This window comes from Acinetobacter sp. YH12156 (assembly GCF_013418235.1).
GTDB classification, from domain to species: domain Bacteria; phylum Pseudomonadota; class Gammaproteobacteria; order Pseudomonadales; family Moraxellaceae; genus Acinetobacter; species Acinetobacter pseudolwoffii.
Window position 1 is genome coordinate 62166 of sequence record NZ_VPCL01000005.1, and the last position, 22277, is coordinate 84442.

General features: G+C 42.5%; 17 protein-coding genes and 1 pseudogene. 10 read left to right on the top strand and 8 right to left on the bottom strand.

Features of this window, described 5'->3' with window-relative positions:
* Positions 1-52: 52 nt before the first annotated feature.
* A complete protein-coding gene (locus FTU87_RS06760; RefSeq protein ID WP_180096871.1) occupies positions 53-853 on the top strand; it encodes an enoyl-CoA hydratase-related protein in 801 nt (266 codons plus the stop codon).
* 73 nt (positions 854-926) lie between these two features.
* On the top strand, positions 927-1730 hold the full coding sequence (locus FTU87_RS06765) for a nitroreductase family protein (protein ID WP_180096872.1): 804 nt from the start codon (positions 927-929) through the stop codon (positions 1728-1730).
* Positions 1731-1956: 226 nt separating this feature from the next.
* Here FTU87_RS06765 and FTU87_RS06770 read toward each other — a convergent pair whose 3' ends face one another.
* The 3 genes from FTU87_RS06770 to FTU87_RS06780 all read right to left on the bottom strand — a co-directional run bounded on the left by FTU87_RS06770 (position 1957) and on the right by FTU87_RS06780 (position 4789).
* Positions 1957-3426, bottom strand: a complete 1470-nt coding sequence (locus tag FTU87_RS06770; protein ID WP_100357452.1) for a carotenoid oxygenase family protein — start codon at positions 3424-3426, stop codon at positions 1957-1959.
* A gap of 140 nt (positions 3427-3566) precedes the next feature.
* Complete coding sequence (locus tag FTU87_RS06775; protein ID WP_180096873.1) at positions 3567-3884, bottom strand: NGG1p interacting factor NIF3; 318 nt, start codon at positions 3882-3884, stop codon at positions 3567-3569.
* Between the two features lie 29 nt (positions 3885-3913).
* Positions 3914-4789, bottom strand: a complete 876-nt coding sequence (locus tag FTU87_RS06780) for a LysR substrate-binding domain-containing protein (RefSeq protein ID WP_100329052.1) — start codon at positions 4787-4789, stop codon at positions 3914-3916.
* A 171-nt stretch (positions 4790-4960) separates the two neighbouring features.
* Here FTU87_RS06780 and FTU87_RS06785 point away from each other — a divergent pair, with 171 nt between their 5' ends.
* Entirely contained in the window at positions 4961-6703 is a 1743-nt protein-coding gene (locus FTU87_RS06785; protein WP_179999213.1) for an FAD-dependent monooxygenase, read from the top strand.
* Positions 6704-6892: 189 nt separating this feature from the next.
* On the opposite strand, the gene FTU87_RS15110 is transcribed toward FTU87_RS06785, so the two are convergent.
* From FTU87_RS15110 to purL, 3 genes are all read right to left on the bottom strand, one after another.
* Positions 6893-7018: a KGW motif small protein gene (locus tag FTU87_RS15110; RefSeq protein ID WP_005170067.1), complete on the bottom strand. Its 126-nt coding sequence runs from the start codon at positions 7016-7018 to the stop codon at positions 6893-6895.
* A 352-nt stretch (positions 7019-7370) separates the two neighbouring features.
* A complete protein-coding gene (locus tag FTU87_RS06790) occupies positions 7371-7817 on the bottom strand; it encodes a hypothetical protein (RefSeq protein WP_051064989.1) in 447 nt (148 codons plus the stop codon).
* 527 nt (positions 7818-8344) lie between these two features.
* The gene (purL, locus tag FTU87_RS06795) at positions 8345-12178 is read right to left on the bottom strand and encodes a phosphoribosylformylglycinamidine synthase (protein WP_180096874.1); all 3834 of its coding nucleotides are present in this window, start codon (positions 12176-12178) and stop codon (positions 8345-8347) included.
* 1354 nt (positions 12179-13532) lie between these two features.
* On the opposite strand from purL, the gene FTU87_RS06800 reads away from it, so the two are divergent.
* The 5 genes from FTU87_RS06800 (at position 13533) to ruvB (ending at position 18780) form a co-directional block, all read left to right on the top strand.
* The gene (locus FTU87_RS06800) at positions 13533-15170 is read left to right on the top strand and encodes a hypothetical protein (RefSeq protein ID WP_005170049.1); all 1638 of its coding nucleotides are present in this window, start codon (positions 13533-13535) and stop codon (positions 15168-15170) included.
* Positions 15171-15181: 11 nt separating this feature from the next.
* Positions 15182-15313 (top strand): putative transporter small subunit, encoded by a 132-nt coding sequence (locus FTU87_RS15010; RefSeq protein ID WP_005097597.1) that lies wholly within the window; start codon positions 15182-15184, stop codon positions 15311-15313.
* 173 nt (positions 15314-15486) lie between these two features.
* On the top strand, positions 15487-16827 hold the full coding sequence (locus FTU87_RS06805) for a deoxyguanosinetriphosphate triphosphohydrolase (protein ID WP_005097598.1): 1341 nt from the start codon (positions 15487-15489) through the stop codon (positions 16825-16827).
* A 120-nt stretch (positions 16828-16947) separates the two neighbouring features.
* Complete coding sequence (ruvA, locus tag FTU87_RS06810) at positions 16948-17550, top strand: Holliday junction branch migration protein RuvA (protein ID WP_180096875.1); 603 nt, start codon at positions 16948-16950, stop codon at positions 17548-17550.
* A gap of 222 nt (positions 17551-17772) precedes the next feature.
* On the top strand, positions 17773-18780 hold the full coding sequence (gene ruvB / locus FTU87_RS06815; protein ID WP_005097600.1) for a Holliday junction branch migration DNA helicase RuvB: 1008 nt from the start codon (positions 17773-17775) through the stop codon (positions 18778-18780).
* A 13-nt stretch (positions 18781-18793) separates the two neighbouring features.
* On the opposite strand, the gene FTU87_RS06820 is transcribed toward ruvB, so the two are convergent.
* Together FTU87_RS06820 and FTU87_RS06825 are read right to left on the bottom strand one after the other, a co-directional pair.
* Positions 18794-19567, bottom strand: coding sequence for a hypothetical protein (locus FTU87_RS06820; protein ID WP_074383355.1), 774 nt, complete (start codon positions 19565-19567; stop codon positions 18794-18796).
* Positions 19568-19725: 158 nt separating this feature from the next.
* Positions 19726-19995, bottom strand: a pseudogene (locus FTU87_RS06825) (acetamidase); the annotation flags it as partial.
* Between the two features lie 250 nt (positions 19996-20245).
* Here FTU87_RS06825 and FTU87_RS06830 point away from each other — a divergent pair.
* Entirely contained in the window at positions 20246-21589 is a 1344-nt protein-coding gene (locus FTU87_RS06830; RefSeq protein WP_167381270.1) for an amidohydrolase, read from the top strand.
* 266 nt (positions 21590-21855) lie between these two features.
* On the top strand, positions 21856-22263 hold the full coding sequence (gene ybgC / locus FTU87_RS06835; RefSeq protein WP_004731733.1) for a tol-pal system-associated acyl-CoA thioesterase: 408 nt from the start codon (positions 21856-21858) through the stop codon (positions 22261-22263).
* The last annotated feature ends 14 nt before the right edge of the window (positions 22264-22277 follow it).

Consider the following 22277-nt stretch of genomic DNA (forward strand, 5'->3'; position numbering starts at 1 on the left):
GACATAATCAATCTCATAAAATCAAATTAAGTTTTAAAGCAAGGATAGTACGATGACACTGAGCTGTATTCAACAACCTCATGAGCATTTGCATGCGAATTTAGAACATGGCGTACTCACTTTAGCCATCAATCGCCCGGAAGCGAGAAATGCCTTATACAGCGAGCTGTATTTATGGATTGCTCAAGCGCTCGATGAAGCAGATCAGGACAATCAGGTGCGTGTGGTGGTGTTACGCGGTCAGGACACGGACTTTAGCGCGGGCAATGATATGCAGGATTTCATGAAATCTGCTGCCAAGAAAGGTCAGGCCCCTGCGGCTGAAGGCCCGCCCTTTATTTTACTCAAAGCGGCTGCCAAGTTTTCCAAGCCTTTAATTGCAGCGGTACGTGGCGTTGCAATCGGGATTGGGGTAACCATCTTATTGCATTGTGACTTGGTCTATAGTGACAATACTGCCCTGTTCCAGATTCCATTTGTCAGTCTGGGCCTATCGCCTGAAGGCGCTTCAAGCAAATTGCTGATTCAGCAGGCGGGCTATCATAAAGCGGCTGAATTATTGCTGACTGCACAAAAATTCAATAGCGAAAAAGCACTCGGTGCCGGTCTGGTGAATAGTATTGAAGAAGATGCCTATGCGGCTGCACAAAAACAGGCGCAGACTTTAGCAGCATTACCTTTGGCGTCTTTGAAGCAAACCAAAGCCTTGATGAAACATAATCTGGATGAAATTGTGGCCTGCATCGACCATGAAGCAGAAATTTTCATGCAGCGCGTTGGCTCTCCGGAAATGCTGGAAGCCGTACAAGCTTTTATGCAAAAACGTAAACCTGATTTCACACAATTCAACTAATTTTCAAACTTAGGATCTCAATGAGCTGGTTTAGACTGCCTCATTGATTCCTTTACCTGTAAGAATAAAGAATATGTCTACTGAAAATTCATCCATTATTGCCCAGTCTACTGAAACCATTGATAGCGCCAATCCGGATAAAAAACGTTATTATGAACCTGCTCCGCAGGATATTGATGTCGATAATTTCCGTAAAGTGATCGAAAGTCGTCGTTCAGTGCGTAAATTTACCAAAAAACCAATTCCAGAAGATGTACTTGATGCTTGTCTGGATCTGGCGTTGCTGGCTCCCAATTCGTCAAACTTGCAGCCCTGGACATTTTATGTGGTACAAAACCCGGCGAAGAAAAAGCGACTGGTCAAAGCCTGCATGAGCCAACTGGCAGCAAAAACGGCTTCTGAGCTGATTATCTGTGTGGCACGTACCGACCGTATCGATGAAATGGCGAAGCGAAATGTCAATGAATTTCCATTTCCAGAAGCGCCACCCGCGATTAAGAAATACTATAAATATATTCCTTACAACTATAAGACTGGTTATCTGAATGCTTTTGGTAACTTTAAGAAAGTGGCTTTCAAAGTTGCCCGTACATTGGACAAACAAATGCCAGTGTCTGCTTTCAGCCCGGCTGATGCGAAACTGTGGGCGACCAAAACGATGGCGCTCGCTTGTGAAAATCTGGTCTTAGCTTTACGTGCTTATGGTTTTGACAGCTGTATGATGGAAGGTTTTGATGAGCCGATGGTTCGTGAAATTCTGAAATTGAATGATGAACAATATCCAGTCATGGTGATTGGTGCAGGTGAACGCGCCAAAGACGGCGTGTTCTTCCCGCAATACCGTTTTGATCGTGAGTTATTTATCCAGAAAGTTTAACAGTAGCAATAGAAGAATAAATCTTTGATTTGATATTCTTGGCGATATGAATACCACTCTTAGGCAGAGATTCAGAAATGAATTTTCTGCCTAACCTGGGATCTCGGTTAATTTAGACCTACCCTTCTCATCCTTCAAAGTAACATCAACCTATTAAATAAAGATTTAAATCTTCACGCGATATGAGACTGTGCCAGCACCCAAAGTGCTTATGCATCATCAAAATCTAAGAATAATAAGTTCTCAATTTCCGGTCATCCATCCAGTTACAATGAAATCCGACGGGTACACGAACCGGTAAATGAATCGTGGCAATAGGCCCCTTCTGAATATATTGCGCATCTAAAATCACCACTTTCGATGGACTGCCATCCAAGGCGTGTAGATAAGACATCAGCCAGCCATCATTTTCTGTTTGAGCACCTTCTCGGGCGACAAAAACTGCCTCACCTGTAACCCAGTTTGCTCCAAAGGAATAGCTTGCTGTACTGCCGGTTTCCAGATCATGGTACAAGAGTGTATTACTGCTAACATGATAAGGATCATCAAAGCCGGCAAAGGAAACACTATAGGCATAGCGATAAGGTCGCCCTGTATAGGCTTCATTGATCCGCGGAAATTCCTGCTTGATATTGGATAATACAGTTCGAGTGACTTTTCCTGTTTGCTGCTCGAAGATCAATCTTTCCAGCCGAATCTCCTGATCTTCTATTGGTCCCTGAATGGAACTGACCAGTGCCTGGGAATGTACCACTGCATCCATCACTACATCACCTGTGTTCAGGTCATAAGCATTGACCGTATGGAAAATAAAACAGGGATCAATCTCATACCAGCGGATGTCTGCCGCACTGCCACCAAAAGGCAGCATACCTATACGAGCCTGATGTTTAGGATTCCATTGATAGGGCAGTAATGAGCCTTTTAAGGCACTACGCATAGAAAAGTTGACATTCAAATCCAGAATCAGCACCTGAGATTGAGTAATGGCACAGTCATGCACCATCGGGCCATGTTTGACTGGAATTTCGACATGATGTTGCAATTTGCCTTGAGCATCAATATGTAAATAAAAAACCTGATGATGATTCAAGGCATCATAACAAACCGCATGAATATCTCCTGTTTCCGGGTCGATATGCGGATGAGCCGTAAACGGTAGATCCTGATCATTTTCAAAAAGTTGATGCCGTTTTGATTCCAGTTCACGATTTACTTCGATCGGATAAGCCCCCGCTTCGACCAGTGCCCAGATTTTCCCGGCAAAGTGGATGATATTGGTATTGACCGCATCCGCGATTCCACGCGTTTTCCCTGAAATCTGTGGTCTATGCAATTTTTTCTGCACACTGGCCGATCCGACATAAGCACTTTTATAGCAATGTGCTTCACCAGCTTTGAGTTTCAGCGCGTGAATCATGCCATCACCGGTGAACCAGTGATAATTTCGTGGGTTCTTTACCGTGATCGGATTCGGGCCAATCCGCATCAGCGCACCTTCCAGTTCTACAGGAATTTGCCCTTCTACCATCAATTGAGTAGCAAAATGCTCCTGTCGTTGTGGCGCAAATATCCCATCCAGATAGGGATTGTCATGAGAATAGGGAATGCGGCTATGCAGGATTCCCGCACCATGTTTGATAGTTTTACTGAGCGTATTCTTGAGGATATTGCCGAGCTGTTTTGACCACTGCATTATTATTTTCCTGTTTTATTTTTATGATGATGACTGATTTTATACTCATAAAAGGAGGTTAATCATTTTAAACAGATAAGCTGATGGTACGCTAAAACACGATGCGCACCATTACTTCTAGCAGCAATAAGGTTGCACGTTTAGACTTTAATATCCAGGAGCTGAATAAACTCAAAAGCAGGCTCTTCATAAGGATGGCTTGCTTGCAGAGCTTTGGCGACCTCGACCGCCTTTTCATCAGCAACCAGCATTTCTACTCGCCACTCTTCAACCTGCTCTAATTCCCCGACTTCACCAATATAAGGATCTGCACCTTGCTGCGCTTTAAACTGTCCTGTTCCCAGTACCTGCCAGGCACAGTGGGTATAATCTCCGATGCCGCCTGCACCCGCTTTAAACAAGGCTTCCTTAGTCACTTCAAGATGTTCATCTGGTACATAATAAATGAGTTTTAGCATGTTTCCCTTCAACATTTTCAATGGCTTATTTAAGATCTATTGTCCAGTGCCTGGGTAATAATATTCAATGCAGAATTATGAGAATTCTTGTTAAATGTTGCATAAAGTCCTAATTGTGGCAGGACTTGATCTGTTTGCACGATTTTCACATGCTCATTTAAAAAACGCAGCAGATATTCCGGGACGAAGCTAAAACCCATGCCCATATTGATCAGGTTAATATGTTGCAACACATTGGTAACCCACAGTATTTGGTCATGCTGCAATTGTTCAAAAGACATCAGGTGATTCAACTGCGCATAAAAGACTGGCGAGGCATTTTGCTCACACATAATCAACTGATGATTTTTCAGTTCTTGTAACTTCAATGGCCGATCTGTGGGATGTAAATACTCGGCTGCCACCAGATAAATCTGTTCATTCATTAAATGAATATTGTCAAAATCGGGATGTTGCAGACAATAGCGGGTAAAGCTCAAATCCAGCTCGGCATTTTTCAGGCGTTGAATCTGCTCCATACAGGTCAGACTATGCAGATGAATTTTTAAATCAGGAATATTCTGCTTCAGTTTGGCCAGAATATTTGGCATCACTTTCAGTTCTGCAACATTTAAAAAGCCAATATGGATCTGGTTATTTTTCTGCTGCGCCACCTGACGCGCCGCGGCAACTGCCAGTTTGGCACTTTCAAGCGCCTGTTCAGCATGAATCAAAAAAGCTTGCCCTTCATCGGTCAGTTTGATTTGCCGGGATGAACGATCAAACAGCATTACACCGACTTCCTGCTCCAGATCCTTAATCTGCTGACTTAAAGAAGGCTGCGCCGTGAACAGCTTATCTGCTGCTTTGGTAAAACTCTGTTCCTGAGCTACTGTTAAAAAAGCACGTAAATGTCGAAGTTCCATAAACTCAGCCGCATATTCTCAGGCATTTTAAGCTGCCAAACGAGAAAGTAGTAAGAATCTCAATAGACCTATAGTTTATATGAATACTCCTATTGTATTGCCTGAATTTCACTACACTGGATTGTAAATATATTCAAATCTTGTTCTTCAGACAGACACATGGAGTCATGTATGACACAGCATTACGATACTGACGTATTGGTAATTGGCACAGGACCTGCAGGATCGACCTTAGGTTTAGCACTGGCAAACTATGGAATTAAAGTTCAACTCTTCACACAGTTTAACTGGCTGGCCAATAGTCCACGTGCACATATTACCAATCAGCGTGCTATGGAAGTATTACGTGATTTAGGCATTGAAGAACAAGTCAAAGAAATTGCGACACCGTGGGAACACATGGGCGAAAGCCTGATTACCACCAGTCTGGTCGGTGAAGAAATTGCCCGTTTAAGCGCTTGGGGCACAGGTGATGAACGTCATGGCGACTATATCAAAGGCAGTCCATGTCCATTGGTGGATTTGATTCAGCCGAAAATGGAAGCCTTACTGGTCAAGAATGCCGGTGAGCGCGGTGCAATCTATAACTTCAATACTGAATATTTATCGCATGTTCAGGATGAAAATGGTGTCACCGCTACTTTCCTGAACCGGATTACCAACACAGAATTTAGTTTAAGAGCCAAATATCTGATTGGTATGGATGGCGCACGCTCAAAAGTGGTTGAGCAACTTGAGCTACCACTCGAAGGTGTGATGGCGCGTGCGGGTACAGTCTATGTGACTTTTAAAGCCGATCTAAGCAAATATGTTCAGCACCGCCCTGCGATTCTGCAATGGATCGTCAATCCTGAAGCCAGCTTTGGTGATCTCGGTATGGGCTTGCTACGTGCCATTACGCCTTGGAATGAATGGATTATGGGCTGGGGCTTTGACATTTCCAAAGGCGAGCCACAAGTGACTGAAGAACAGGTTCGATCGCGTCTGAATACATTTGTTGGCGCTGAAGTGGAAGATGTCGAAATCCAAAAACTGTCCTACTGGTATGTAAACCAGACTTGGGCAACTGAATACTCTAAAGGCCGCGTGTTCTGTGGTGGTGATGCTGTACACCGTCACCCGCCTTCAAGCGGTTTAGGTTCAAATACCTGTATGCAGGATGCGTTTAACCTTGGCTGGAAACTCACCTATGCAATCAAAGGTTGGGCCGCACCTTCCCTCCTCGATTCATATACGTCTGAACGTGCGCCTGTAGGCAAGCAGATTGTCGCACGTGCCAACCAGTCCCGTTTTGACTATAAGCATTTAAAAGAAGTCTTTGGTTTTGACCAAGGCATCACTACGCAAAAACAAATGCTGGAACGTATTTTTGCTGAAGATGAGCAAGGTGCCGAAATTCGTAAAAAGTTATTTGAAGCACTTGAAATTAAGCATTTTGAATTTAATGCCCAAGGTGTTGAACTGAATCAGCGCTATAGCTCAAATGCGGTGATGAGTGAAACTGAGCCCGAGATCTTTGAAAAAGATGAACAGCTTTATCTGCAAGCCACGACTCGTCCGGGTGCCAAAGTTCCACATACCTGGCTAATCAATAGCAAAGGCCAAAAGCAATCCACTTTGGATATTAGCGGTAAAGGCCGTTTTACCTTACTGACAGGTTTATCAGGCAAAGGCTGGAGATTGGCTGCCGAGGCTCTAGATTTACCTTATTTAGATGTAATTCAGATTGGTTCACGTGAGTATCGTGATGTCTATGGTACTTGGAATGCCAAGTCTGAAGTTCATGAATCAGGTGCAGTGCTGGTTCGTCCAGATGGTTATGTGGCTTGGCGTTATCAGGACAGTACCAATGCATCTTTTGATTATGAAAATACGTTAAAGGCGGTATTGAAGCAAGTTCAACTCATAATCTAACTATTCCATCAATCATATTTAATTGACCATCGACATGGATGTCACCTGTCAGCCTGTGGGATATAGTCATTCTATCAGTCTGACGAAGGGGTTTTGTCTTTCGGAGCAATGTTCCTCATGCCCGAACAAAAGCAAATATAGAAACAAAACTAAAAAACCACCTCTCGGTGGCTTTTTTAAAGCCAAATATCAAGAACCCTGCATCAAATAACTGCCCACAACAAACAATATTTGTAGTCCTACGACAATAGCAAACAACATCCAGCCTTTCTGACGCATTGCCGCCTTATCCATTATTCTAAGTGTTTTAGCCATGTCATCACCTCATACTTGAGAATTGATACTGAACTGATCTATTCCATCTTTCTTTTATAGTGCAATAAAGTTGTGCATAAAACATACCATAGCACTTTATATACAATATGAAAGCAAAATCTAAACCAAGTTCAGTGGGAGAAGTTAAATTAAAAAATCAGAATGCTTAAAAAGCAAAAATCCACCCCAAGGTGGATACGAATTAAGTAATTATAGATATTTTTAAATTATTTTTCCATAATGTATAATTAAGTTAATATTTTTAAATGTTATTTATTGAAAATTAAGAAAATTAATGATTAGTAATTTTCTGATATTTCCACATGAGAAGTGACTTTGCTGTAAGCCTGAATTATTCATTACATAAGTTCTCATTTGGAAGTGTGATACTTTTACCATCCATCGCTTTACTAAAAGCTAAATACGCCTTAAAGCGCTGTTTTGTGTTTGTGGTGACTGCAATGACATGCTGAACGACATTGGATGGTTTGTACAAAGTATCTTGAGAAAAACGCTCGTAAATGCAGCCTATCGCGCGCGATTTTTCAAATGCAATTTTTCGTAGCGGGTATTGCTGAGAAGTATCGAGTAATAAGCTCTCTTGCAGAACCATAGCCAATTGTTTTACTGCCTGTCTTTGTTCCATATTTATAAAATTCTTTTCAATATAGAGATCAATATCATCACGAATTCCGTTTTGATTCACATCAGGGCCTTCGATATCGCGATCACGATTGAGTTTCGGCAAATAACCACTTTGTTTTATTTCATCTAAATGCTTGATATTAGCTCGCCACATGTATGTATCACACCCCGCCAATGTGAATAGTGAAATAAGTAAAATGCACCTTGAGAATCTGATAAATATTCTTGGCATGAGGTACCTCTTTATTTTATATGCATCATCATTGTCAAAAAGCTCAACATCTATCCTGAATCTCAATATATTTTCATGATTTAGTAGATCTGTAGTGTTTACGATATTTCATATAAAAGATCGCAACAGCGATCAAATGCAAAGCTAAACACAAGATGATTTTTAAATGTGGACTATACAGCTCATCCGACATTTTTTCGAAGAGAGTCAAATAAACCAGACTATAGGAAACGAGTCCTAAAATGGTTATTGCCGTTATTTCTATTTTTAAATATGCACCATCTGCAAAGTTATAATCTGCACTAAAACACAATAATGCAAAGATAAAATATGTAAATATTTTCATGATTTAAACTGGTTACTTATTTGAATTATTTAAACGATGTTAACTCCGAAACATACATAAAAAAAGGGCTGCTGACGCAACCCTTTTTTAAATCTATAACCGATTAACCAATAAATTTACGCGCATTACGGAACATACGTAACCAGGCACCATCTTGATCCCAATCTTCTGGTTTCCAAGAATGCTGAATCGCACGGAAGTTACGCTCAGGGTGCGGCATCATAATCGTTGCACGACCGTCTTGCGACGTTACACCGGTAATCCCTTCTGGCGAACCGTTCGGGTTCAATGGATAGTGTTGGGTTGCATTACCATGGCTATCTACATAACGCAGAACCACCTGATTTGATGCGTTTAGCGCAGCAAAGTTTTCCGCAGTTGCAACTGCACGACCTTCGCCATGTGCTACAGCGATTGGCAGAATTGAACCTTCCATGCCCTGAAGCAATACAGAGTTTGATTGTTCTACACGAACATTCACGCTACGTGCTTCAAACACTTCAGAAGTATTGCGGTGGAAACGTGGCCAAGCCTCCGCACCCGGAATCAGTGGAGCCAATTGAGACAACATTTGACAGCCATTACAGATACCTAGTGAGAAAGTTTCTTGACGGTTAAAGAATTTTTCAAACTGGTCACGCAGCTTCGTATTGAACAATACTGATTTCGCCCAACCGCCACCAGCGCCCATTACGTCACCGTACGAGAAGCCACCACACGTCACCAGACCTTCAAAGTCATCCAGGCTGATACGACCTGCCAGCAAGTCGCTCATATGTACGTCAACAGTATTGAAGCCTACTTTATCAAATGCTGCTGCCATCTCAATATGACCATTGACACCCTGCTCACGCAGAATCGCCATGTTCGGACGACGTGAATTAATGTACGGCGCTTCAATCGCTTCATTCAAATCAAATGTCGGTTTCGCAATGATACCTGCATGAGATTTGTCAGTGATAAGAGCAAATTCCTGATCCGCAGTTTGTACGTTATCACGTAGGCGCTGGATTTGGTGGGATACTTCCGTCCAAGCCACTTGCAGATCAGCACGTTCAAGTACTAGACCGTTTACAGATAACTGATCCGTGTTATTTACCGTACCCACCACCTGAATGGCATCTTTCAGGGTAGATGCTGCAACTTCAGCTTGTAGCGCTTCCCAGTCTGCTTTGGCAATTTGAAGGACTGCACCAATTTCTTCAGCGAATAAGCTTGCAATTGATTGATCTTCTAGTGCTACACCCAAACGTGATGCGAACATCATTTCTGCAACAGTCGCCAATAAACCACCATCACCGATGTCATGATATGCCTTGATCAGACCACGGTTGTTCCAGTCTTGAACCAAAGCGAAAAATGCTTTGAAGTCATCGAAGCTGTCGACATCAGGCGTCACAGAACCGATTGCTTTATACACCTGAGACAGAATCGAACCACCTAGACGGAACTGACCTTTAGACAAGTCAATACGAACCAGTACCGACTCTTCATTTTTCAATTCAGGGGTCAATGTTTTACGAACATCGGTCACAGGTGCAAATGCAGTAATCACGCCTGACATTGGAGAAGTGACAGACTTGTCTTCGCCTTCGTCATTCCAGGTGGTACGCATTGACAATGAGTCTTTACCGACTGGAATTGCGATACCCAGTGCTGGACACATTTCCATACCGATGGCTTTTACACCTTCGAATAGCGCTTGATCTTCGCCCGGTTGACCTGCAGCAGCCATCCAGTTTGCAGACAATTTAATGTCGCTGATTTTTTCAATCTTTGCAGACATGATGTTCGAGATTGATTCAGCCACTGATAAACGTGCCGATGCAGCAGGATTGAGCAATGCGACTGGTGGACGTTCACCCATCGCCATCGCTTCACCGGTGTAGCCTACTAGGCTTGTCGTTGTTACCGCAGCATCCGCCACCGGAACCTGCCAGCGACCGACCATTTGATCACGTGCCACCATACCGGTAATCGAACGGTCACCAATACTGATCAGGAATGATTTAGAAGCCACTGTCGGGTTTTTCAGAACGCGATAAATCGCATCTTTCAGATCAGTGACTTTAGCCGCGTCAAAGTCATCACCTTTGCGTTCAATCGTTTCATATGAACGACTCATACGTGGCGTACCACCAAGCATCACCTGCATTGGCATATCCACCGGCTTGTTGCCGAACAATGGATCTTCAACGGTTAAATGACGTGCTTCAGTCGCTTCACCCAGTACTGCAAACGGACAACGTTCACGCGCACAGATCGATTCAAATAATTCTAAAGAAGATGGACGAATCGCTAATACATAGCGCTCTTGCGCTTCGTTTGACCAGATTTCCATTGGCGACATGCCAGGTTCTAAAGATGGAATCTTACGAAGATCCAGCACTGCACCTAACTCGTGATCATTCACCAGTTCAGGCATAGCATTTGATACACCACCCGCACCCACGTCATGTACCGACACGATTGGGTTGTGGTCTTCCATGCGCCAGCAAGTATCGATCACTTCTTGGCAACGGCGTTCCATTTCCGGGTTTTCACGTTGTACCGAAGCAAAGTCCAGATTCTCGCCGAGTTTACCGCTATCTACAGAAGATGCAGCACCACCGCCAAGACCGATCAGCATGGCTGGACCACCGAGTACGATCAGCAAATCACCCGGTAAGATCGGATCTTTTTCAACGTGATCTGGACGGATATTTCCGTAACCACCAGCGATCATGATTGGCTTATGGAAACCTTTAACATCGCCATTCACGTTTTGTTCAAAGGTACGGAAGTAACCGTTTAAAGCTGGACGACCAAATTCGTTGTTAAACGCAGCACCACCAAGCGGGCCTTCAATCATGATTTGTAACGGCGATGCCATACGCGATGGTTTGCCGTAGTTTTCTTCCCAAGGCTGTTCAAAGCCCGGAATATTCAGGTTAGATACCGTGAAGCCGGTTAAACCTGCTTTAGGCTTACCACCACGACCGGTCGCACCTTCGTCACGGATTTCACCGCCTGAACCTGTCGCTGCACCGGCAAATGGTGCAATTGCTGTTGGGTGGTTGTGGGTTTCCACTTTCATCAGGATGTGAGCAGCTTGGCTCTTGTATTTATAAACCTGATGGCCGTTGTCTTCTTGGGTTGGATAAAAACGCTGGGTATCCGAACCAACAATCACTGAAGCGTTGTCTTTATAAGCCGACAATACATCTGTCGGTGATTCTTTATAGGTGTTCTTGATCATCTGGAACAACGACAATGGCTGAACTTCACCATCAATCGTCCATTCCGAACCAAAAATTTTATGACGGCAATGCTCAGAGTTTGCCTGTGCAAACATCATCAGTTCGATGTCATTTGGATTACGACCCAGCTTGATAAACGCCTCAGTCAGGTAATCAATTTCTTCCATCGACAATGCAAAACCAAATTCGTTGTTGGCCTTAACCAGTGCTTCTTTACCTTCACCCAGAATATCAATCGAGTTCATTGGTTTTGGTGCTGTTTCAACAAATAATACCGCAGCATCTTCAATCGCATTGAATACGCTTTCAGTCATACGGTCATGCAAAATCTGTTGAACTTCATTTGATACGTGTTTTAGACCCTTCAACGTAAATAAAACGCCGCGCTCAAGACGATGCACCGGCGTATTACAGTTTTTGAAAATGTCTGTAGCTTTAGAAGACCAAGGCGAGATGGTGCCGACACGCGGTGTCACTAAAATTTGGATTTCATCACTTGCAGCCTGGTGCAATTCAAAAGATTGCCCATCGTTGAGAAGCTGTAAAGCTGATTGCTGTTGTTGCTCGCTGAGCGCTTGGTCAAAGAGGTAGACCCATTGACTTTCAATTGATTGAACAGAACTAATTGACGTCAAACGCGATAATAGTTGAGTTTTCTTAAAAGAAGAATGTGCGGGTGCACCGGCAACGATAAACATGCTGATTTTGGCTCCACGGGATGGTCTGAACAACCATGCCACAATGTGACTTGAGAGAGCGCATATTCTACTGTGAAATAAGGAAATCGGCTAGATGGCAAATACGAAAACTACGGCTGAAATATTCTGTATTTTTAAAATATTGTGTTTATTTTCAGGCAGGAAAATTGAATGTAGTCGCGTAGATTAACACAATTTGTTAAAGAAAAATCAAAACCGATTAACAATAATTTCACTTAAGAAAATTGTATTATTTTTCAACAGCAAGACCACTTAAAATGCGTACAGAACTTATTCTTGAGCCGTTATAAAAAACTTATTAAGGATAGACTAAAGCTTCTCGGGATAGACTGAAACAGTCGAGTTCATTTTTTAGCTCATCTCTCTGTCGGCGAGTTGCACTACTGAAATAATTTTGTATCCAGCTATCCCCATTCCGGGCTCCATTGCAGGATTTAAGACTCTGCCCCGCTGTTCTCCCTTTTCGAGCCTGTCTGTATGAGCAAACTATATCGCCTGCTTCAATCGACTTCCAGTAATATCCGGTAGCCCAGATTATTCCGATCACTCATCTTAATATATGAACTCTATTCAAAGATACCTAAATCTCACATATAAGACCCCACCATAGTTTCTAATAAAGAGTGAGAATTAAAATCAATAGATCTACTTTAGTAAATGGATTTCCAGGATATTAAGTCTGTTTTCACCGATATATTAACCAAAAATATTGATTCAAATATTTCTTAAATTCTTCGCTAAAAAGAGCGAAATTACATGCTAATCAATTGAAAATATAAAGCTTAAATTCAAACTGATTCTCGGCCTCTATTCTTATGCAAAAATTCAGAATATATAAGCATCATCAGACATGAATTAATGAAAGTTTTTTAGGCTATTATGAAAAAAATCACTACTCATAATGAAGAAAATAAGAAATATTAAAATTTTGTTACTTTTTCATTTTCTGACTGACATCCATCTTTATTCTAATAAAAAACCATGCAATAAATACCTGTAATTCCTATAAAAATATATAACCAACAGATCTACATTTTATAAGATGTTGAAATCAAAAATAGCCTTATATCAGCAAAGAATCTACATAATTAATGACTTCATCAGTAAATTTGATGATTTTATGTTAACCTCTACGCCAATTGCTGAGGAAATGTCCACATTCAGGACGCATGAATCATCCTCTTTTCTGCTGCAGATATGAATATCCAATTGATATTCAGACGCTGGTTTTTTTATTTTCTGTAGCTTCACTGCTCTGTCTAATCTAGAGCCTTAATCTGTTGCCAATGATTTAATTTTCAAAAACAAAAGGTGACCCGCTTAAGGAGTATGTATGTTTCAATTCACTAGTACAGCAACTGTACTATTGATGGTGCTTTTCTATGGCATCACCTTTCTATTGTCGTTACGCATTAAGCAAAAAAATGAAAATGTCGATGGATATATGGTCTCGAATGGCTCCATCGGATTTGGAATGTCTGCGGCCAGTATGACCGCCACCTGGATCTGGGCCGCTTCATTTTATGCAGCAGCTTCGTCCGGATATAAATACGGTGTTTCCGGTGCCTTACACTATGGTTTGTGGGGTGCACTGATGATTTTATTTATCTACCCATTCGGCAAACGTTTCCGCGACCTGGCACCCAATGCACACACTTTGGCAGAAATCATGCATGCACGGCATGGCAACCAGAGCCAGATGATTCTGGCAGGCTCCAATATTGTCGGAAGCGTGATCAGTCTGATGGTAAACTTTACCGCAGCAGGTGCGCTGGTTGAAATTCTGTCTCCCCTCAGCTTTATCCATGGGGTCTTGATTACCGGAATTGGCGTCCTGTCCTATACTTTATGGTCAGGTTTCCGCTCCTCGGTATTTACCGACTTTGGGCAACTGGTCGCCATGATTGTGGCGGCAGTGATCATTATTCCGACGCTATTTTTCACCCTGGGCGGCCCTTCACTGTTCCAGACCGGCATGCATAATCTGCAACCGGAACAACTGGATTTCTTTTCGAAAACCGCATTTTTAGAACAGGGTGCGCCATTTTTTGTGGCGGTACTGGCTTATGCGATTGGTAACCAGACCATCGCCCAACGCCTGTTTGCAGTGCGTAAAGACTTGATCAAACCCAGCTTCATTACTGCAACCATCGGTTATGCCGCGATTGTCGTCGGTTTGGGAATGCTCGGATTATTGGCGCTATTTGCCGGGATTCAGCCGATTGATGGCAACCTGAACAACCTGATTCCACAAATGGCAGCAACGTATCTGTCTCCATTTATGGTGGCCTTACTCTTTGTCATGGTGATTGGCGCGCTTTCGTCAACGGCGGATTCGGATTTATCTGCCCTGTCTGCCATCGTAATGACCGATATTTATGGCAAACAGATTGCTAAAAATCGTCCTGATCCGAAGAAAATGCTGTTTATTGGCCGGATGACCATGATTGTAGCCACCATGCTCGGTATTTTAATTGCCACGCTTAAATTCGACATTCTAGCGATGCTGATTTTCGTCGGTGCACTCTGGGGTGCCATCGTATTCCCGGTGATTGCCAGCCTGTACTGGGACAAGGTCAATGCCCGTGCCTTTAACTGGTCTGTCGGTATCGCATTTTTAAGCTTTCTGGTGGTTCGATTTGAATGGCTGCCAATTCAGGGTCTGATCGCACTCAGTTTTGAGCTTATGGCCACCATCGGTATTGGTGTGGTACTGGGTCTGATGAGCTTTGGCTTCTTTGGCAAGAAAGTCGGCCTGGTGGTCGGTATTCTGGCCAGTATCGGCTTCCTTCCATGGACCATCGGCTTCCTGCGTGATTATGGCACGCTATTGAGTTCCCTGACCGCCTACGGCAGCAGCGCCATTGTCTGTACCGTACTGACTTTAATGAATAGCAAAGAACGATTTGATTTTAAACAAATCAATAAGATGGTGATTGAATTTCACCAGGTATCTGAGAAAAGTAAATAAGGAGATTTCAGATGAGTAGTCAATTTATGACCCTATATGTACTTTTTTGGCCATTGGTGGCGACGATGATTTTGTTCGTCATTTGCATGGGGGTCTATAAAGACATCCAGGAAGCCAAGATCAGTGGTGAAGATTTGCTTTAGTCCACTTCTATCATGAGATAAAAACAGGTCAATATGACCTGTTTTTTTATAGCGATTGTTCAGCTGAAATTTCCACAGGGTTTTGTTTGTTCCGACAATTCATGTCGCAGCACTCTAGTGCTGTTGCTACTTTTTTGGCATGATGCACTTAGCAAAGAATTGAATAATGATAAATGACTCAAATGCGTTGGTTAGAGCTGCTTTCGACAGTTCGGATTGGTAGTAAAAAGCAAAGTACTGAACTGGCACGTAGCCCGTTCCACAAAGATTATGACCGTATTATTTTTTCACAAAGTTTCCGCCAGCTGAACCGTAAAACTCAGGTTCACCCTTTAACCCAGCACGATGGTATTCATACACGACTCACACATTCACTTGAAGTGTCCTGTATTGGGCGTTCACTCGGGATGCTGGCCGCAGAGAAAATAAAAGATCAGTTACCGCCCTGGATTTCCCCGGCCGATGTCGGTGCCATTATTCAGGCTGCCTGTCTGGCACATGATATTGGTAATCCCCCTTTTGGCCATGCCGGTGAATATGCCATTCGAGAATGGTTCGACGATGCATCGCATACCGATTTTTTAAAAGATCTCAGTCCTGAACAAGAAGCCGATGTACGTCAGTTTGAAGGCAATGCCCAAGGTCTACGCCTGTTGACCAAAATCGATTACCATCCCAATGATGGCGGCATGCGTTTGACTTATGCCACGTTAGGGGCTTATTTAAAATATCCGTGGCTGTCAAAAACCATGGCATCTCAAGTCGATTTACCTGCCAGCAATCGGGCCAAGTTTGGCTGCTATCAGGCCGAGAAAGAGATTTTAAAGCAGATTGCAGAACAACTCGGACTGATTCAGTTAGCTGAATATCATTACTGCCGTCATCCACTGACCTATCTGCTCGAAGCGGCTGATGATATCTGTTATGCCCTGATTGACCTTGAAGATGGTATTAGCCTGAATATGCTCAGTTATGACGAAGTTGAGCCGGTCTTTTTAAATCTGCTCGGTGATTATGGTATTCCTTCTGAAATCGCCATGAGCAATACCACCTGGCAGCAAAAAATTGCCGCCTTGCGTGGTCGGGTCATGAAACGTCTGGTCGATGAAGTGACAACGGCTTTTGCCCGTCATCATGACCAGATTTTATCGGGTCAGTTACAAGGTACTTTATTGCAATATTGTACTGCGGACATTGAAATCGGGATTAATCGCGCCAAAGAACTGGCACGGGATAAAATTTTTGAGCATCCGCAAAAAGCAGGACTGGAAATTATCGCGCATCAATGTTTGCAAAATATTCTGGATGCCTTTATTCCCTTAACAACGCCGCATAAAAACCTGAGTTTTAAAGAACAGCGCTTGATGTCGATTCTGCAACGTTCAGGGGCGAATTTTAGCGCCAGCCATTATGACAATATCATGCAGGTGCTAGATATTGTTTCGAAATTTTCTGATCATCAGGCTTATAACCTGTCGCAGGAATTACAAGGCAATAAAGCCGGATTGTTATAAAATATTCTGCTGTATAGGAGGATGATTGTAATAAAATCATCTATTTTACAGCGGCAGATTTTGCCTTTCCGGAAAATGCTGACTACTATGCAGCAAAACTGAATTTAGTGATGATAAAAGATGATTGGATGTCTGATTGGTGAAGTACTGGCTTTAGAAGCACCGACCGTACTGTTAAATGTAAATGGCGTCGGTTATGAAATTGATACGCCGCTGACGACTTTCTGCCAGCTGCAAAAAGGACAACAAGTCACACTCTGGACCCATCTGGCCGTGCGTGAAGATGCACAGTTGCTGTATGGCTTTATCAATGCGCAGGAAAAAACCATTTTCCGCACCTTACTCAAAGTCAACGGCGTTGGCCCCAAAATGGCCTTGGGTATTCTTTCAACCTTAAGTGTGGAAATGCTGATTCATACTGTTGAAAATGAAGATGTGAATACCTTGGTCAAAGTTCCCGGTGTCGGCAAAAAAACCGCTGAACGTTTAATAATTGAATTACGTGACCGTTTTAAAGCCATGGCTTCAGGTGCTGCGCCAAGCAATTCAACTGCACCACAGATTCAGTTTATGGGCAATTCAGCCGTGGCTGAAGCAGAAGCTGCATTACAGTCTTTGGGTTATAAACCTGCTGAAGCACAAAAACTGATTAATGCGGTTAAAGCAGATTACACTGAAGCCAGCGACATTATCCGCGCTGCATTAAAGTCGATGAATCGTTAATACTGATTTAAATATTCGCTGCAAAATGAAGATGAGAAGGCAGCATGGATGCTGCCGCAGAAATATGGCATAGGATGTGCCATTATTTCTGCAAAGGGTTTTGTTACTTTTGCCCTGTCAAAAGTAAGAGCATGCCTGCACAATGGCATACGAATTGTTAAAGCATTTTGAGGCTATGACTTTATTCACCTCAAATAAACCATAGAGATTAACTCAAAAGATATGCAAGACCGTCTCATCAGTGGTTCTGAAAAACCAGAAGATCATTTTGATCGTGCCATCCGTCCAACCTCACTCGATGACTATATTGGTCAGCCGGTGGTTCGAGAGCAAATGGAAATCTTTATTGGCGCAGCGCGTGGTCGTGAAGAAGCACTGGATCATACATTGATTTTTGGCCCGCCCGGCCTGGGTAAAACCACGCTGGCGAATATTATTGCCCGCGAAATGGGCGGTAATCTTAAGTCGACTTCAGGTCCGGTGCTAGAACGTGCCGGTGATTTGGCCGCCATGCTGACCAATCTGGAAGAAGGTGATGTCCTGTTCATTGATGAGATCCACCGTCTTTCACCGGTGATTGAAGAAATTCTCTATCCAGCGATGGAAGACTACCAGCTCGACATCATGATTGGCGAAGGGCCTGCTGCACGATCAATCAAACTGGATTTGCCACCCTTTACCTTGGTTGCAGCAACCACACGTGCAGGTCTGCTTACCTCTCCTTTGCGTGACCGTTTCGGCATCGTACAGCGTTTAGAATTTTATTCAGTTGAAGATTTGACCCACATTGTCAAACGTTCAGCCAATTTGATGGATGTACCCATGACTGGTGATGGCGCAAAAGAAATTGCCCGTCGTTCACGAGGCACACCACGTATTGCCAACCGCTTATTGCGTCGTGTACGTGACTATGCTCAGGTCAAAGGCACTGGTGAAATTAATCAGGATATGGCACAACGTGCTTTGGACATGCTCAAAGTCGATAAAGATGGTTTAGATACTTTAGACCGCCGTTATCTATCGATGTTATTAGAACGTTTTGATGGTGGCCCTGCTGGTGTTGAAGCGTTGGCTGCTGCCATGGCAGAAGATTCTGGTACGCTGGAAGATGTGATTGAACCATATTTGATTCAGCAAGGTTATGTCATGCGTACTGCACGTGGCCGTATTGCCACCAATATGGCGTATTTACAGTTTGGGTTGACACCACCTGAGCCAAAAGAAAAGTGATTCAAAAAGCAGCTTAGGCTGCTTTTTTATTGAATATAGATTTCAAATTTTGAATAAGAGAATCTACTACAATGTTTAGAGCTTTGAAACTATCAGCAATACCTTCTTTATCAATTACCGCGGTAATACACATGATTTGTAGCTGAGTGAGATAACGCTCAAATTCGTCCCATTCAGATACTAATTCATGATCTTCCTCTACTAACATTTTTAAATGAGTACTAATACGAGCTATTAAAGGGAATATATCATCTTCTAAACTCTTTAATTCTGAACGCATATCTTCGTATTCATTATTTTTGAACCAGTCTTTCACATCATTTAGTACTAAAGCTACAGAGCCTAACAATGTAATGTATTTATGCACTAATGGTTTCAATACAGCAAGATCGTCTATTAACTTAAGTTTCCAACCTCTATAAAATTCTTCTTGTAATTCAACTCTTTTTAACTTTTCTTGACTTTCTATAAGTTGTTTAGTCATATTTCTATGAGATTCTGCTGCTTCTTTAATATCTTCACTTACTACTTTAAAAGATAGTTCTGTGAGTTGAAAACTCTTACATCCATACCAATAAGCAAGCCAAGTTGCGAAACTACCTAAAATAAGCGCAATAATGACAGATAAAGTAAATGGTGAAATTGCTGTCGTATCTGTCGAATGATTGAGATCAAGCTCCATCTTTCTATTTGGATTCTCTACAACACTTGCCGTTTGATCAAAAGGTTGCTGTGGCACTGTCCATGGCAATTGAATCATCACTGCATTATTATTCTGCTCTGCCACAATTTCCCCATTTCATTTCAATAAATTTTTATTATTGATATTCTAAAAATTTTCAAACCATTACAAAAGAAAAAGCCAACTGACATGTCTAAATCAGTTGGCAAAAGCACAAAACAAAAAACTAAATAAAAAAATTACTTCTCTTTTTTCTTAAACTCCTAAAAGTCCGCTTTACGAATCATCGCGTGAATACCTTTGGTTTTATCTACCACTTGCGATACTTTAAAATCCGTTGCAGCACTTAAATATGCATAAGCAATTTCTTCTGAAATTCCGTATTCATTGACCAAAAAACGGATTGCTTCGCGTGTCGATTTACGCATGGCTTCGTCTAAGTCTTCATCTAAACCTAGAGTAATCCAGAACTCATCATTTTCGCCCAAAGGCTGCGTTAATGATTGTCCTGGGATCTTATCCTGATCTATTTTCGATATTTGTTTTTATTTTGTCTTATTGATAATTTTGATACCTTTAATATATAGAAAATAAATAAGGGTACATAATTTTACAATGTAAAAGCATTCATAAAGCTCTTTTAGAACAAGGTCTAACAAGCAATATACCTTAAAGGTATTATCACAATACTTAGAGAGTTTTGGTCAAATTTAAATCAATATGCAATCCTAGAGAATCACTTTAACCATTTCAATTTCTTAAGGTTCTCCCCCAAGTATGAATATGTATAAGCAGATTTCCCTTTGTCTTCCTCTTCTTTTCTGTAGCCAACTCAGTCTGGCCGACTGGATTGATGATTCTGTACAAACGGCTGAAGCGCACACCATAAAATTACGCCAGCATATTCATCAATATCCTGAGCTGGGGAATATGGAATTTAAAACCTCGGAACTGGTTCAAAAAGAATTAAAATCCTATGGGATTGAAGTACGAAAAGGTTATGCCAAAACGGGTGTGATCGGTGTACTAAAAGGTGGTAAACCCGGCCCGGTCATGGCATTGCGTGCAGATATGGATGCATTACCAATTAAGGAAACTGCACCGGTATCATTCGCCAGCAAACAAAAAGCCATTTATCAGGGCAAAGAATCTTATGTGATGCATGCCTGTGGTCATGATGCGCATACCGCCATGTTACTGGGTGCAGCCAAAGTTCTGGCCGCCAACAAAGATAAAATTGCAGGAACGGTGGTATTTGTGTTCCAGCCAGCCGAAGAAGGTGGTGCAGATATTGATAACTTTACCCAAGGCGATCAGATTGGTTCGCGTAAAATGATTGCGGACGGCGCCCTGAAAAATCCAAAACCTGAAGTCATTTTCGGTATGCATGTCATGGCCGGTATGCCAAGTGGCAATATCTTCTACAAAGATGGTGCCATTTTAAACAGTGCCGATCATTTACGCATCCAGGTCAATGGAAGTCAGGTTCATGGTTCGATGCCTTGGGCAGGAAAAGATCCAATTTATGCCTCTGCCCAGATGGTCACCAATCTGCAAAGTTTGATCAGCCGTAAAGCGGATCTGACCAAAGGAATGGGCGTGGTCAGTATTGGTAGCATTCAGGGTGGTACCACCGGTAACGTGATTCCAGATCAGGTCAATATGGTCGGGACTATTCGCTCCAATAGTGAAGACGTTCGTCAAGGCATTTTAAAAGACTTACCGAAGATGCTAGAACACAATGCAGCAGCCAACGATGTCAAGGTGAAAGTCGAAATTGCGCCTTATGCCCCGGTCACCACCAATGACAAAACTTTGACCAAGCTGATGCAACCGACCCTGGCCAAAGTCCATGGTGAAGATAAATTGCATGTCTTGGATAATAATGCCAGTGCGAGTGAAGACTTTGCTTACTATGGCCAGCTCATGCCATCCCTGTTTGTCTTTGTCGGTGCCACGCCGGCCGATCAAGATCCGGCTAAAGCCGCGCCAAACCATAATCCGAACTTTATTGTCGATGATGCGACCTTAAAAACCGGTGTCGAAAGTCATGTGCGCTTTATTCTGGATTATCCAAAAGTGGCTGAACAGGTTCAGGCCAACTGGAAACAGAACAATAAAGGTTAATTGCCTGCTATAAAAATGCGCGAGTTGATGAGCTCGCGCATTTCATCATCTTCTGCTGTTTTATAAATGAGCTATCAGGTGCTCTGCGCTTCCTCTTGACTATTTCTAGCCAGATTTGACATCTTGTGCCATTGGTCTCAAAACTCAAAATGCTAAACTTTGTCCCGCTAAATTGCTTGACTTTGGACAGGAATCCGGCAAATTCAAGGATTTTCCTCTCTCCAAAAAACAAGCAAAAATTTCGAACATCTGCATGGAACAAAACTATGGCGAATCATTTTGAATTCAATATCCGCGTATATATTGAAGATACTGATCTAGGTGGTATTGTCTACCATGCTAACCACATTCGCTATATGGAACGTACCCGTACCGAATGGCTGCGTGCTGCCGGAGTCAGTCATTACTGGCAACAGGCAGAATATAATTTTGTGGTACACAAAATTAATGTCAAATATATGCGCCCCATCCTGATGGATGATTTAATTACTGTTACTGCACGTGTGATTTCATGTAAAGCTTCATCATTTGTATTGCAACAAAATATTTATCGTGGTGAAATCATGCTTGCATCGGGTGAGGTTGAGTTGGCATGTATCAGTGCAGAGATGCGACCACGTCGACTCCCGGATGAAATACGCGAACTAATTCAAAAAGAATTGGAACAAGACTAAAAAATTTATTGGCA